Below are 13,672 nucleotides of genomic sequence, written 5' to 3'. Positions count from 1 at the left end.
CGCCACGATGTTGCGAATCCTGTTGATCGATGACACCGAGAAAAAAGTCGGACGCCTGAAGATGGCCCTGGTCGAGGCGGGCTTCGAGGTCATCGAGGAGTCCGGCCTGACCATCGACTTGCCGGCGCGCGTCGAAACGGTGCGCCCGGATGTGGTGCTGATCGATACCGAGTCACCCGGCCGGGATGTCATGGAGCAGGTGATCCTGGTCAGCCGCGACCGGCCGCGCCCGATCGTCATGTTCACCGATGAGCATGACCCTGGGGTCATGCGCCAGGCGATCCAGGCCGGGGTCAGCGCCTATATCGTCGAGGGCATCCATGCCGCCCGGCTGCAGCCCATCCTGGACGTGGCCATGGCTCGCTTCGAAAGCGACCAGGCGCTCAAGGCCCAGCTGCAGGCCCGCGACCAGCAACTGGCCGAGCGCAAACGTATCGAACTGGCCAAGGGGCTACTGATGAAAATGAAGGACTGCAACGAAGAGCAGGCCTACACCTTGATGCGCCGCCAGGCCATGAGCAAGCAACAGAAGCTGATCCAGGTGGCCGAACAGATCATCGCCATGAGCGACCTGCTCGGCTGAGCCGGCGTTGGCCCGGCTCTTGCTAATTCTTTTGTATCGGTAGCCAACGGCGGTTGCCCCTTCACGACAAAGACGTCGCCCCCCACTCGCAACAGCGGGTCGGGTGGCGACGTCTTTTTTCGTTTCTGCCCCTTGGGGCGCGACCTGCAGTGCAACGTTCAACGAGGTGTTCGATGAATACGAGTTTCTGGAAGTCCGGGCATGTCCCCACGCTGTTCGCCGCCTTTTTGTATTTCGACTTGAGCTTCATGGTGTGGTACCTGCTCGGCCCTCTGGCCGTGCAGATTGCCACCGACCTGCAACTGACCACGCAGCAGCGCGGCCTCATGGTGGCCACGCCGATCCTGGCCGGGGCGATCCTGCGCTTTGTCATGGGGGTGCTGGTAGATCGCCTGTCGCCCAAAACCGCGGGCCTGATTGGCCAGGTGATCGTCATCGTCGCTCTGTTCTGCGCCTGGAACCTGGGCATCCACAGCTATGAGCAAGCGCTGCTGCTGGGGGTGTTCCTCGGTGTGGCCGGCGCCTCCTTTGCGGTCTCGCTGCCGCTGGCCTCGCAGTGGTACCCCGCCCAGCACCAGGGCAAGGCCATGGGCATTGCCGGCGCCGGTAACTCCGGCACGGTGTTCGCCGCCCTGCTGGCCCCGGTGCTGGCCGCAAGCTTTGGCTGGAACAATGTGTTCGGCTTTGCCGTGATCCCCCTGCTACTGACCCTGGCGCTGTTCGCCCTGTTGGCCCGCAATGCCCCGCAACGGCCCAAGCCCAAGGCCGTGGCCGATTACCTCAAGGCCCTGGGTGACCGCGACAGCTGGTGGTTCATGTTTTTCTACAGCGTCACTTTCGGCGGTTTCATCGGCCTTGCCAGCGCCCTGCCCGGCTACTTCAACGACCAGTACGGCCTGAGCCCGGTCACGGCCGGCTACTACACCGCTGCCTGCGTCTTCGCCGGCAGCCTGATGCGCCCCCTGGGTGGGGCCCTGGCCGATCGCTTTGGCGGCATCCGCACCTTGCTGGCGATGTACACCGTGGCCGCCGTCTGCATCGCCGCAGTAGGGTTCAACCTGCCAAGCTCGATCGCTGCACTGGCCTTGTTCGTCAGCGCCATGCTCGGCCTCGGTGCCGGCAATGGCGCGGTATTCCAGCTGGTGCCACAACGCTTTCGCCAGGAAATCGGGGTCATGACTGGCCTGATCGGCATGGCCGGGGGCATTGGTGGCTTCCTGCTGGCGGCGGGCCTGGGGGCGATCAAACAGCACAGCGGCGACTATCAACTGGGGCTTTGGCTATTCGCCAGCCTGGGCGTGCTGGCCTGGTTCGGCCTTCACGGCGTCAAGCAACGCTGGCGCACCACCTGGGGCTCGGCCGCCGTTACCGCCGCGCGGGTTTGAGGCCGCACCATGAGCCTGCAATTGAGCTTCGCCCAAGCTAGCGCCACCGGCCCCCGGGAGCAAAATCAGGATGCGCTGCGCCTGGTCACGCCCAACGCAGAGCTGGCCGCCAGCAAAGGCTACCTGTTTGCGCTGGCCGACGGTGTCAGCCAGTGTGCCGACGGCGGCCTCGCGGCGCGGGCCAGCCTGCAGGCGCTGGCGATGGACTACTACGCCACCCCGGCCACCTGGAGCGTGCCCCAGGCCCTGGACAAACTGCTGCTGGCCCAGAATCGCTGGCTACGGGCCAACGGTGGCGGGCAACCGCTGCTGACCACCCTGAGCGCCCTGGTCATGCGGGGTCGGCGCTTTACCCTGGCGCACATCGGCGACTGCCGGGTGTACCGCTGGCAGGACGAACAATTGCAACGCATCAGCCAGGACCATGTCTGGGACCAGCCGGGCATGCAGCACGTACTCAAGCGTGCCCTTGGGCTGGACCAGCACTTGCTGGTGGACTATCTGGAAGGCGAGATGCGCTCGGGCGAATGCTTTGCCCTGCTTAGCGATGGTATCTGGGCGAGCCTCAGCGAAACTCAGATCAAGGCAGTGCTGCGTGAACAACCTGACCTGCAGGATGCTGCGCAGACGCTGGTCAAGGCAGCTCACTTGTGCGGCAGCCAGGACAACGCCAGCGCCTTGCTGGTGCGGGTCGAGCGCTTGGGTACGGCAACCCTTGGCGACGCCCTGGCCCAGCATCAGCAGTGGCCCTTGCCACCCGCGCTGCGAATCGGCCAGCGCATCGACGGCTGGCAGGTCGAGCAGCCACTGGGCCACAGTCGCCAGTCGCTGCTGTATCGAGTGCGTGACCACCAGCAAAACGCCTGGCTGCTGAAAACCTTGCCATTGGCGCGAGAAAACGAGCCCGGAGCCCTGCAGGGCCTGCTGCTGGAAGAATGGTTTCTACGGCGTATGGCCGCACGCTACTTTCCTGAAGTACACCCGGCCAACCAGCGCCAGCACCTCTACTATCTGATGCGCGAATACCGCGGCCAGACCCTGGCCCAACTGCTGGAACACTCCGGCCCGCTGCCCCTGGCGCAGTGGCAAGGCCTGGCCCAGCAGCTGCTCCAGGCGGTCGGCATGCTGCACCGGCGCAACATCCTGCATCGCGACATCAAGCCCGAGAACATCCACCTGGACGACAACGGCCAGCTGCGCCTGCTGGATTTCGGCCTGGCGTATTGTCCCGGTCTCTCCGAGGACCGCGCCCATGAACTGCCTGGCACCCCGTCGTTCATCGCTCCCGAAGCATTCGAAGGCCAGGCCCCGAGCCCACAGCAGGACCTCTACAGCGTCGGCGTGACGCTGTTCTACCTGCTCACCGGCCACTACCCCTACGGCGAGATAGAAGCCTTCCAGCACCCGCGCTTCAACCAGCCGACCAGCGCTGCTCGGTTTCGCCCGGATGTACCGCCATGGCTGGAGCACAACCTGGCCCAGGCGGTCGCCGCCGACCCCGGGCAACGCTTCGAAACTGCCGAGCAGTGGCTCTTGCTGCTTGAACAAGGTGAACGGCTGGCACCGACTCTGCGCTCGCGCCCGCTGCTTGAGCGCGAGCCGCTGAAAGTCTGGCGCGGCCTGGCATTGTTGTCCTTGTTACTGAATCTGATCCTGCTGATCAGCCTGCTAAAGGGCTGACAGCGTCCGTTGCCGATGAGGAAAAACCGATGAATGCAAAAGTCTGGCTGATTGGTGCGGGCCCCGGCGATCCGGAGTTGCTGACGCTCAAGGCCGTGCGCGCCTTGAAGGAGGCCGAAGTGGTACTGATCGACGACTTGGTCAACCCGCTGATCCTGGAGCACTGCTCCCAGGCCCGGGTAATTGCCGTGGGCAAGCGCGGTGGTTGTCGCTCGACACCCCAGGCGTTCATCCAGCGCCTGATGTTGCGCTACGCCCGCCAGGGACGCTGCGTGGCGCGACTCAAGGGCGGCGACCCGTGCATTTTCGGGCGCGGCGGTGAAGAGGCCGCCTGGCTGCAAAGCCATGGCATCGTGGCCGAACTGGTCAATGGCATTACCGCCGGGCTGGCCGCGGCCACGCAGTGCGGAATTTCCCCGACCTTGCGCGGCATCAGCCGCGGCGTGACGCTGGTGACCGCCCACACCCAGGACGACAGCCCGCTGAACTGGCAGGCACTTGCCCAAGGCGGTACCACCCTGGTGGTGTACATGGGGGTCAGCAAACTGGATGAGGTGCGCCAAGGCTTGATCGAAGGCGGCATGCCTACGGATACGCCAGTGGCCATGATCGAAAACGCCTCCCTGCCCCAGCAACGCGAGCAACGCAGCACCCTGTCCCGCCTGACTGAAGACGCCGCCAGCTTCGAACTGCGCAGCCCGGCCATTCTGGTAATCGGCGAGGTGGCAGGACAACAAGCGATGGGCTTGATCCAACTGACTGCCTGAATCGCAGGCAAAGAAAAGCCCGGCCTAGGCCGGGCTTTTCAGTAGCGCTTGGACCAATTACTTGGCTTGGGCTTCTACTTGTGCTTCTACGCGACGGTTAACAGCGCGACCAGCGTCGGTGGCGTTGTCAGCAACCGGACGGGTTTCACCGTAGCCAACCGATTCAACGCGGTTCGACTCAACACCGTACTCGTTGGTCAGAACTTGCTTAACGGCGTTTGCACGACGCTCAGACAGCTTCTGGTTGTAAGCGTCAGGACCGACGGAGTCAGTGTGACCTTCAACGGTGGTGGTGGTCTGTGGGTACTGCTTCATGAAGTCAGCCAGGTTTTTGATGTCACCGTAGCTGTTCTGCTTGACGACCGACTTGTCGAAGTCGAACTTGACGTCCAGCTCAACACGTACGACTTCAGCAACAGCTGGGCAGCCGTCAGCGTCAACGGTAACGTTGGCTGGGGTGTCAGGGCACTTGTCGACGTTGTCGCAGACGCCGTCGTTGTCGCTGTCGGAGCAGACTTCAGCAACTGGGGCTGGAGCAGGAGCAACCTTGCCACCGCTACCACCGAAGTTCAGACCCAGACCGAGGGATGGACCCCACTCGGTGTTGCCGTTGTCGATGTTGTACATGGCTTCAACGCCGGCACGGGCGAAGAACATGTCGGTGATGTACCACTTGGCGCCAGCGCCAACGTTGGCGAAGGTGGAGTGGTCACGACCGTTGTTGAAGCTCTGGCCCAAGCTCTCGTGCGCGAAACCAGCGGAGACGTAAGGACGTACTGCGTCGCCTACGGTGCCCAGGTGGTAGGTAGCGTCGAGCTTGGCCTTGGAGCCTTTGATGTCCTTGTTGAAGACATCGCCACGAACGTTGTGAGTTTCGTTGTAGCCCAGATCCAGCGACAGGTCGTCGGTCAGGAAGTAACCCAGGCGAACACCAGGATTGGTGCCGTCGTTCTTGAAATTGCGCTCGCTATCGTAGTACTGCTTGGTAACGTTACCTTCAATTTCGACCGCGCCTTGGCCTTGTGCCAGAGCGCCGAGCGAAGTTGCGGCTACAAGAGAACCAATGGCCAAGCCCAAGGTGTTTTTCAATTTCATCCGTTAAATCCCCATCTGGTGATAGTTAAGCAGTCCCACCAACATCCGGGGGACAACTCGACGGCAAGTCTAGCAGAACTTGCCGGTACGTTAGAGATATTTGCACGCTGCTAAGTTTCAGCAAGGCCCGCAAATTTCTCACGTAGCTTGTCAAGCGCACGCTTGTACCGCATTTTCGTTGCGCTCAGGCCCATATGCATGATATCGGCGATTTCCTGAAATTCCAGTTCTGCGACAAATCGTAGCACCAGAATTTCACGGTCAATCGGGTTTACATGCACTAGCCATTTATCCAGTCCACCTTTCTCTTCCGGTTTCGGCGCTTTATCTTCCGAGGCCTCCTCAAGTGGATCAAGACTCAAGGCATCCATCAGACGACGTTTGCGCCGCTCCTTGCGGTACTGGGTGATGCATTCGTTATAGGTGATGCTATAGAGCCATGTTTTGAACTTCGACTTACCCTCGAAGTTCTTCAGGCCATAGAGCACCTTCAGCATGACCTCCTGACAGACATCGTCAGCATCCCGATCGTTCCCTAGATAACGCGCACACACGTTAAAAAGAGTTCGCTGGTAACGGCGCATGAGTTCCTCATACGCGCGAGTAACATGAAACAGCTCCTCATGCGAACGCGCCACCAACTCCTCGTCAGTGAGCTCGCGGGGGTCGTAACGCATGGGCAGCGAGTGAACTTTATTCAAAACGGATCTGGCCGACAGTCAGGTCAATGTCGCCGCTTACCCCTGCCTGGGGCAATTTTGCGGCGGCATACATTAGCAGGATTACCCGGTTAGCGGCTATTGACCCGCTGCTCCAGGAGAATCCGGTTGGACAACGAGACCAGCTCGCCGTCGTCAGTCAGCAGCGTCGTCTTGACGGTTCCGATCTCTTCGATCTGCCCTTCAACCTCTCCAACCTGCACCTGCTGGCCCACCTGGTACAGTTCGCGCACATAGATTCCGGCCAGGATCTGCCCGGCAATTTCACGACTGCCAAGGCCCATTGCCAACGCAACGGCCAGACCAACGGTAATCAATCCAATGACGATCACGTGGTTGAGCAGGTCGGTCTTGACTTCGAGCTGGCTGATTGCCACCGAGATACTGATGATAATCACCAGGCCCTGGGCGATCCGCCCGACGCCTGCGGCGTACTCGAGCCCGATACCCTCGGCGGCACCCCGCACCAGCCCGTTCACCAGCTGCGCCAACAGTACGCCGGCCAACAGCACCAGCGCCGCGCCAAAGACCTTCGGCAGGTACAGGGCGAGCATGTCCAGCGTCGCCGAGACCCGCTCAAGACCCAGGGATTCAGCAGCAGAAACCAGGAAGATCAACAACACGAACCAATAGACAATCTTGCCGATCAACGTCGAGATCGGTACCTGGATGCCAACCCGGCTGAGCATCTTGGTCAGGCCCGTGCCGCCCATCAGGCGGTCAAGGCCCAACTTGGCGAGCAACTTCGAGAGCAGGGTATCGAGCAACTTGGCGACCACGAAGCCCAACAGCACCACGACCAGGGCGCCAAACAGGTTGGGGATGAAGTTCGCCACTTTGGTCCACAACGCAGTCATCGCGGTGACCAGGCTCTGGGTCCAGAGATCAAGTTCCATATTCAATCGGCCTTATCAGCTTTACGAGCGGTAGCGTTACGGCGGACCGGCGCGACATGCGCCGAGCCATTGTTCACGGCAATCATCAGTGCCTGGCTCCAGCGGCCAAGCAGGCTGAACAGATCGCCCGCGCCCACCTGGCGGTTGGCGGTTTTCAGGACCCGGCCAAGGCACGCGTCATCGTCTCGGTCCTGGCCGGACGACGAAGCCTTGAGCAGGTCTCGCAGGGATTCTTCAAACGGATCGTGCATGGGCACCTCGCGCAATATCTGTCAAAGACGAGGTCGCGCCGGTGTGGGTCACATGAACCCGGTAGACAGTAAATGACTGAGCGTTCACAAATGTCACTGCTTCATACCCAGCGCAGGCGGCGGAACAACCACCACTGCCCCAGCGCCAACCCCAGCACCAGCAGGCTGGCGAACAGGAAACCGTAGGGGCTTTCGGCGCCGGGAATCCCGCCGACGTTGATCCCGAGCAGGCCGGTCACAAAGCTCATGGGCAGGAAAATACAGGTAATGATGCCAAAGCGGTACATGGTCCGGTTCATCCGCTCGGCCCGCCGCCGGTCCTCGCTTTCCAGCACCAGCGCCGCGCGTTCGCGGGTCAGTTCGAGTTCTTCCAGGTAGCGGATCAGGCTGTTGTTCAACTCGTTCCAGTAGTCGGCGTCGTCTTCGGCGAACCAGCTCCACTTATTACGCGCCAGTTGGGCGTAGATTTCGCGCTGCGGTGCAAGAAACCGCCGTAGACCGGCAGCACGACGGCGAATCTGTTGCAAGGAGCCCTGCTCCGGCGCATACCGTGTGTCGGCTTCGAGCTTTTCTTCTTCCAGATCGACCACTTCCGACAGGTCGCTGACCAGCGCCTGGACCTTTTCGGTCAGCAATTGCGCCATGCTCAGCAGCAACTCGGAGGCTGTTTTTGGCCCACGACCTTCAGCGAGTTGCTGGAGCAGCTCGTCGCTGGCCCGCAAAGGCCGCAGGCGCAGCGAAATGACGCGCTGCGCCTGGGCGAAGATGCGCACCGAGACCATGTCTTCAGGCTCGGCACCGGGATTGAGATTGACCCCGCGCAGAAACAGCAACATCTGTTCTTCAGGCAAGGCCAGTAAACGCGGACGGGTGTTTTCTTCAAGCAGCAGGTCGCAGGCGAACTCGTTCAGGCCACTCTCGTGGCGCAACCAGGTCCGGGTTTGCGGGTGACTGCGGTCCCAGTGCAGCCAGAGGCTCTGCTCTGGCTGCAACTGCAGATCGTTCAGTTCAGTTCGAGCGATCGAACGCGCACCGCCTTTGCCATCGAGCACCAGGGCATGCACCAGCCCCCACTGCGCGTTTTCTTCCTCGAACATTCCTGCTCCACTCAGCGGTTTACGTGCTTATTCAGGCATCTTAAGCGGGCTTGGCGAGACAATCACACCGTTGTTGTCGGCATAGATGTACTCACCCGGACGGAAGGTCACGCCAGCAAAGCTCACCACCACGTTCAGGTCGCCGATGCCGCGCTTGTCGGTCTTCATCGGGTGACTGGCCAACGCCTGCACACCCACGTCAGTCTGGGCGATGACGTCGACGTCGCGGATGCAGCCGTAGATCACCAGGCCTTCCCAACCATTCTTGGCGGCCTTTTCGGCGAGCATGTCGCCCAGCAGAGCCCGGCGCAGCGAACCACCGCCATCGACCACCAGCACTTTGCCTTTGCCATCCAGGTCAACCTGTTCCTTGACCAGGGAGTTGTCCTCGAAGCACTTGATGGTGACGATTTGCCCACCGAAGGAATCGCGGCCACCGAAGTTGCTGAACATCGGCTCCAGTACCTGGACCAGGTCCGGATAGGCGTCGCACAAGTCGGGCGTGAGGTAATGCATGGGTAACTCCTGTCGGTTGCCAAGACATTGGATGTAAGTGTCGCAGTGTCATTGATGAGACGAGGTGCAGCGATACAGCCCAAGGCTACACCGTCCAGAGCGGTCCGGTCACCCGAAGTCGCGCTGAAGCACCCGCCCGATGAACACATCATCTTCGCTAAAGCCAAAAATGACCAAATTCACAACATGCGTCACATCTTAGCGATAACCAGGCGTCGGTGAAACGCTTGTCGCTGCGGCTTCGAGCAAAGGCTCCATCGGGTTGCGCAACCAGCGTTCGACCAGCGGCCAGACTTGAGCCTGCGCCGACTTGCTGACCAGCATGTCGACATGCCCGAAGTTGTCGAACCCCTCCTCGCGCCCCAGGCGTACGAACTGTTTGGACGTGCTGCCCACTTGCTCGAACAGCTTGCGGCAGGCCCAGACCGGATCCTGGTGATCGCCGGCTGCAGCCACCGCCAGTACCGGCACATTCACTTCGGCAAGGCCGGCCCACCAGTCGCGCTCCTTGTCACCGAATCGACCGAACAAACCGAACCAGCGCATGCTTTCCAGGGCCAGGCCGATAGGCTCGTCTTCCGGGCCGCGCTTGAGTCGCGCCCCTGAGATCTGCGCAAAGCGCTTGAGCAGCAAGCGACTGCCCCATTCCACGGGCGGTATTTTCAGCGGCCAGTAAGTGCGGCTGACCTGGGTTCCGAAAAACGCGGCGCTGGCGACCAGTTCGGGGTCCAGGTACTGCCCACCCAGCGCGGCTGCCAGGGTGGTGCCGCCCAGCGAGTGTCCCATCCAGTGCGCGGCACGGCCGCTCTTTTCCCTGACGAAGGCGCCAATCACCGGCAGGTCGTAGCGGGCGTAGTCGGCAACACGGTTGTTGCGATAGTCATGATTGCGCGGCGACAAGCCGTGTCCGCGCATCTCCGGGATCCATACGTCAAAACCGGCACGTGCCAGTTGCGCGCCCAGGCCGATGCCCCGGGGCGAATACCAGAAGCGCCGGTTGGAAAAGCTGCCATGCAGCAAAATGACCGGGATGCCGCGCACCTCGGTCTGGTCGGCCATGCCCAGGCGGGTGAGCGCCAGTTCCACGGTGCGATCCGGGCTGTTACCGGCCTTGATCCGGTAGACATCTTCGCTCAGGTCACCCCGGCGCTCGGCACTGAGCAAGGCCACGGGAAATAGGGTACTGCTGCTTTGCATAGGGTACTTGTACGAAAAAGGGCGGGAACCATCACTGGAACTCGCCCTGGAAGATCAACGAAAGGCGCGGCCACACGCTGGCGGCCGCGCCCTTCACTTCAACACATCAGATTGCATCCTGACCTTCGGCCAGGAAGAACCAGGTCTCGAGTACCGAGTCCGGGTTCAGCGAAACGCTCTCGATGCCCTGTTCCATCAGCCACTTGGCGAGGTCCGGGTGATCCGAAGGACCCTGGCCGCAGATGCCGATGTACTTGCCCGCCTTGTTACAGGCCTGGATTGCGTTGGCCAGCAGCTTCTTGACCGCAGGGTTACGCTCGTCGAACAGGTGAGCGATGATGCCCGAGTCGCGATCCAGGCCCAGGGTCAGCTGGGTCAGGTCGTTGGAGCCGATGGAGAAGCCGTCGAAGTACTCCAGGAACTCTTCGGCGAGGATGGCGTTGGACGGCAGCTCGCACATCATGATGACGCGCAGGCCGTTGTCGCCACGGGCCAGGCCGTTTTCGGCGAGCAGGTCGACCACCTGGCTGGCTTCGCCCAGGGTGCGCACGAACGGCACCATGATTTCGACGTTGGTCAGGCCCATCTCGTTGCGTACGCGCTTGAGTGCACGGCACTCGAGTTCGAAGCAATCGCGGAACGATTCGCTGATGTAGCGCGACGCACCACGGAAGCCCAGCATGGGGTTTTCTTCTTCCGGCTCGTAGAGCTTGCCGCCGATCAGGTTGGCGTATTCGTTGGACTTGAAGTCCGACAGGCGCACGATGACTTTTTTCGGCCAGAACGCCGCCGCCAGGGTGCTGATACCTTCGACCAGCTTCTCGACGTAGAAACCGACCGGGTCGTTGTAACCGGCGATGCGCTTGTCGACGCTTTCTTTGAGCTCTGGTGGCAGGCCGGCGTAGTTGAGCAGCGCCTTGGGGTGCACGCCGATCATGCGGTTGATGATGAACTCCAGGCGCGCCAGGCCGACACCGGCGTTGGGCAACTGGGCGAAGTCGAACGCACGGTCCGGGTTGCCGACGTTCATCATGATCTTGAACGGCAGGTCAGGCATGGCATCGACCGAGTTCTGGCGGATGTCGAAGCCCAGCTCGCCTTCGAAAATGAAGCCGGTATCACCTTCGGCGCACGAAACGGTCACGCCCTGGCCATCCTTGAGCAGCTGGGTGGCGTTGCCACAACCGACCACTGCCGGGATACCCAGTTCACGGGCGATGATCGCCGCGTGGCAGGTACGGCCACCGCGGTTGGTGACGATAGCGCTGGCGCGCTTCATCACCGGTTCCCAGTCCGGGTCGGTCATGTCGGAGACCAGGACGTCGCCTGGCTGGACCTTGTCCATCTCCGAGACGTCCTTGATGATCCGCACCTTGCCGGCGCCGATGCGCTGGCCGATGGCACGGCCTTCTGCCAGGACAGTGCCGGTTTCCTTGAGCAGGTAGCGCTCCATGACATTGGCCTGGGCACGGCTCTTCACGGTTTCAGGACGAGCCTGAACGATGTACAGCTTGCCGTCATCACCGTCCTTGGCCCACTCGATGTCCATCGGGCACTTGTAGTGCTGCTCGATGATCATCGCCTGCTTGGCCAGCTCGCTGACTTCGGCGTCGCTCAAGCAGAAACGGGTGCGGTCGGCCTTGTCGACATCGACGGTCTTGACCGAACGACCGGCCTTGGCTTCTTCGCCGTAGACCATCTTGATGGCCTTGCTGCCCAGGTTGCGGCGCAGGATGGCCGGGCGACCGGCTTGCAGGGTGCCCTTGTGAACGTAGAATTCGTCCGGGTTGACCGCGCCTTGTACCACGGTCTCGCCCAGGCCGTAGGCGCCGGTGATGAACACGACATCACGGAAGCCCGACTCGGTGTCCAGGGTGAACATCACGCCGGCAGTACCGGTTTCCGAACGCACCATGCGCTGCACACCGGCAGACAGGGCGACCAGCTTGTGGTCGAAGCCCTGGTGGACACGGTAGGAAATGGCGCGGTCGTTGAACAGGGAAGCGAAAACTTCCTTGGCAGCGCGAATGACGTTGTCCACGCCACGGATGTTCAGGAAGGTTTCCTGCTGACCGGCAAACGAGGCGTCTGGCAGGTCTTCGGCGGTGGCCGAGGAACGCACGGCAACGGCCATGTTCGGGTTGCCCTGGGACATCTGCTCGAAGGCGGTGCGGATTTCGCTGTTCAGGCGCTCGGGGAACTCGGCTTCCATGATCCACTGGCGGATCTGGGCACCGGTCTTGGCCAGGGCATTGACGTCGTCGACGTCCAGTGCGTCGAGCGCATCGTGAATCTGCTTGTTCAGGCCACTCAACTCGAGAAAATCACGGTACGCCTGAGCCGTAGTGGCAAAGCCGCCGGGAACCGATACACCGGCACCCGCGAGGTTACTGATCATCTCGCCGAGGGATGCGTTCTTGCCCCCCACATGCTCCACATCATGGACGCCGAGCTTATCGAGGGAAACTACGTACTCTACCAAGGTGATCTCTCCACTAACTGTATTGGAAAAGCTCAGGTCGCCCGCCTGCCAGCTCTGGCTTGGCCGGGCGCTTGTGGCCTGGACCTGGAAAATAAGTGAGAATGCCGAACACCTCGTTCGGCAAACCGAACCTATCATAAACAAGATTCGTCATCAGCTTAAGGCCCAAGGCGCAAATGAAACGAACTGCTTTCTTTATTTCCGACGGCACCGGCATCACGGCCGAGACGCTGGGGCAAAGCCTGCTTGCCCAATTCGATAGCATTCCGTTCAATAAATTCACACGCCCGTACATCGACAGCGTGGAAAAAGCGCGGGCCATGGTACAACAAATCAATACCGCCGCCGAAAGGGACGGCATGCGCCCGATCATCTTCGACACCATCGTCAACCAGGACATCCGCGAGGTGCTGGCCACCTCCAACGGTTTCATGATCGATATCTTCTCGACCTTCCTGGCCCCGCTGGAGCAGGAGTTGACCGCGCACTCATCGTATTCGGTGGGCAAATCCCACTCCATTGGCGGCAACTCCAACTATATGGAGCGTATCGAGGCGGTCAACTTTGCCCTGGACAACGACGATGGCGCCCGCACCCACTACTACGACAAGGCCGACCTGATCCTGGTGGGCGTGTCGCGTTGCGGCAAGACCCCGACCTGCCTGTACATGGCCATGCAATTCGGCATTCGGGCGGCCAACTACCCGCTGACCGAAGACGACATGGAGCGCCTGCAACTGCCCCAGGCGCTGAAGAACCACCAGAACAAGCTGTTCGGCCTGACCATCGACCCGGATCGCCTGACGGCCATCCGGCATGAGCGCAAGCCCAACAGCCGCTATTCGAGCTTTGCCCAGTGCGAGTTCGAAGTGCGCGAGGTCGAAAACCTGTTCCGCCGGGAGAACATCCCCAACATCAACTCCACCCATTTCTCGGTGGAAGAGATCGCAGCGAAAATCCTGGTAGAAAAAGGCGTGGAGCGCCGCTTCAAGTAGAAGCGGGCT

Annotated in this window: 13 protein-coding genes; 5 read left to right on the top strand and 8 right to left on the bottom strand. The window is 61.4% G+C overall.

The window, feature by feature from the left end; all coding sequences use genetic code 11:
* Positions 1-7: 7 nt before the first annotated feature.
* The 4 genes from NPS58_RS01595 (at position 8) to cobA (ending at position 4,415) form a co-directional block, all read left to right on the top strand.
* Positions 8-583 (top strand): ANTAR domain-containing response regulator, encoded by a 576-nt coding sequence (locus tag NPS58_RS01595; protein WP_274113024.1) that lies wholly within the window; start codon positions 8-10, stop codon positions 581-583.
* 173 nt (positions 584-756) lie between these two features.
* Entirely contained in the window at positions 757-1,968 is a 1,212-nt protein-coding gene (locus NPS58_RS01590; RefSeq protein WP_274113022.1) for a nitrate/nitrite transporter, read from the top strand.
* A gap of 9 nt (positions 1,969-1,977) precedes the next feature.
* Positions 1,978-3,648 carry a bifunctional protein-serine/threonine kinase/phosphatase gene (locus tag NPS58_RS01585; protein WP_274113020.1) on the top strand — a complete coding sequence of 557 codons (1,671 nt, stop codon included), beginning with the start codon at positions 1,978-1,980 and terminating at the stop codon, positions 3,646-3,648.
* Between the two features lie 29 nt (positions 3,649-3,677).
* Positions 3,678-4,415, top strand: a complete 738-nt coding sequence (cobA, locus tag NPS58_RS01580; protein WP_274113018.1) for a uroporphyrinogen-III C-methyltransferase — start codon at positions 3,678-3,680, stop codon at positions 4,413-4,415.
* A 57-nt stretch (positions 4,416-4,472) separates the two neighbouring features.
* Here cobA and NPS58_RS01575 read toward each other — a convergent pair whose 3' ends face one another.
* The 8 genes from NPS58_RS01575 to ppsA all read right to left on the bottom strand — a co-directional run bounded on the left by NPS58_RS01575 (position 4,473) and on the right by ppsA (position 12,668).
* Entirely contained in the window at positions 4,473-5,510 is a 1,038-nt protein-coding gene (locus NPS58_RS01575) for an OmpA family protein (protein WP_274113016.1), read from the bottom strand.
* 110 nt (positions 5,511-5,620) lie between these two features.
* Positions 5,621-6,187: an RNA polymerase sigma factor SigX gene (gene sigX / locus NPS58_RS01570; protein WP_425313009.1), complete on the bottom strand. Its 567-nt coding sequence runs from the start codon at positions 6,185-6,187 to the stop codon at positions 5,621-5,623.
* A 113-nt stretch (positions 6,188-6,300) separates the two neighbouring features.
* Positions 6,301-7,125, bottom strand: a complete 825-nt coding sequence (locus tag NPS58_RS01565) for a mechanosensitive ion channel family protein (protein WP_028945870.1) — start codon at positions 7,123-7,125, stop codon at positions 6,301-6,303.
* Between the two features lie 2 nt (positions 7,126-7,127).
* Positions 7,128-7,382 carry a CrfX protein gene (locus NPS58_RS01560; protein WP_425313008.1) on the bottom strand — a complete coding sequence of 85 codons (255 nt, stop codon included), beginning with the start codon at positions 7,380-7,382 and terminating at the stop codon, positions 7,128-7,130.
* A gap of 95 nt (positions 7,383-7,477) precedes the next feature.
* Positions 7,478-8,473, bottom strand: coding sequence for a zinc transporter ZntB (locus NPS58_RS01555; protein WP_274113009.1), 996 nt, complete (start codon positions 8,471-8,473; stop codon positions 7,478-7,480).
* Positions 8,474-8,500: 27 nt separating this feature from the next.
* On the bottom strand, positions 8,501-8,989 hold the full coding sequence (rraA, locus tag NPS58_RS01550; RefSeq protein ID WP_274113007.1) for a ribonuclease E activity regulator RraA: 489 nt from the start codon (positions 8,987-8,989) through the stop codon (positions 8,501-8,503).
* 198 nt (positions 8,990-9,187) lie between these two features.
* Entirely contained in the window at positions 9,188-10,186 is a 999-nt protein-coding gene (locus NPS58_RS01545) for an alpha/beta fold hydrolase (protein ID WP_274113005.1), read from the bottom strand.
* 106 nt (positions 10,187-10,292) lie between these two features.
* Complete coding sequence (ppsA, locus tag NPS58_RS01540) at positions 10,293-12,668, bottom strand: phosphoenolpyruvate synthase (RefSeq protein ID WP_274113004.1); 2,376 nt, start codon at positions 12,666-12,668, stop codon at positions 10,293-10,295.
* Positions 12,669-12,844: 176 nt separating this feature from the next.
* On the opposite strand from ppsA, the gene ppsR reads away from it, so the two are divergent.
* Positions 12,845-13,663, top strand: coding sequence for a posphoenolpyruvate synthetase regulatory kinase/phosphorylase PpsR (gene ppsR / locus NPS58_RS01535; protein ID WP_274113002.1), 819 nt, complete (start codon positions 12,845-12,847; stop codon positions 13,661-13,663).
* Positions 13,664-13,672: the final 9 nt, after the last annotated feature.

Origin of the sequence: Pseudomonas putida, assembly GCF_028682455.1 — a bacterium.
Lineage (GTDB): Bacteria > Pseudomonadota > Gammaproteobacteria > Pseudomonadales > Pseudomonadaceae > Aquipseudomonas > Aquipseudomonas putida_AA.
The sequence above is the reverse complement of the archived record's forward strand: the minus strand, read 5'-3'. Positions and strand labels throughout refer to the sequence as shown.

Coding starts and splice junctions, on each gene's coding strand:
- sigX (WP_425313009.1), bottom strand. CDS start 6,187: ATGCGTTACGACCCCCGCGAGCTCACTGACGAGGAGTTGGTGGCGCGT.
- NPS58_RS01545 (WP_274113005.1), bottom strand. CDS start 10,186: ATGCAAAGCAGCAGTACCCTATTTCCCGTGGCCTTGCTCAGTGCCGAG.
- NPS58_RS01555 (WP_274113009.1), bottom strand. CDS start 8,473: ATGTTCGAGGAAGAAAACGCGCAGTGGGGGCTGGTGCATGCCCTGGTG.
- NPS58_RS01575 (WP_274113016.1), bottom strand. CDS start 5,510: ATGAAATTGAAAAACACCTTGGGCTTGGCCATTGGTTCTCTTGTAGCC.
- NPS58_RS01585 (WP_274113020.1), top strand. CDS start 1,978: ATGAGCCTGCAATTGAGCTTCGCCCAAGCTAGCGCCACCGGCCCCCGG.
- rraA (WP_274113007.1), bottom strand. CDS start 8,989: ATGCATTACCTCACGCCCGACTTGTGCGACGCCTATCCGGACCTGGTC.
- ppsR (WP_274113002.1), top strand. CDS start 12,845: ATGAAACGAACTGCTTTCTTTATTTCCGACGGCACCGGCATCACGGCC.
- NPS58_RS01590 (WP_274113022.1), top strand. CDS start 757: ATGAATACGAGTTTCTGGAAGTCCGGGCATGTCCCCACGCTGTTCGCC.
- cobA (WP_274113018.1), top strand. CDS start 3,678: ATGAATGCAAAAGTCTGGCTGATTGGTGCGGGCCCCGGCGATCCGGAG.
- NPS58_RS01565 (WP_028945870.1), bottom strand. CDS start 7,125: ATGGAACTTGATCTCTGGACCCAGAGCCTGGTCACCGCGATGACTGCG.
- NPS58_RS01595 (WP_274113024.1), top strand. CDS start 8: ATGTTGCGAATCCTGTTGATCGATGACACCGAGAAAAAAGTCGGACGC.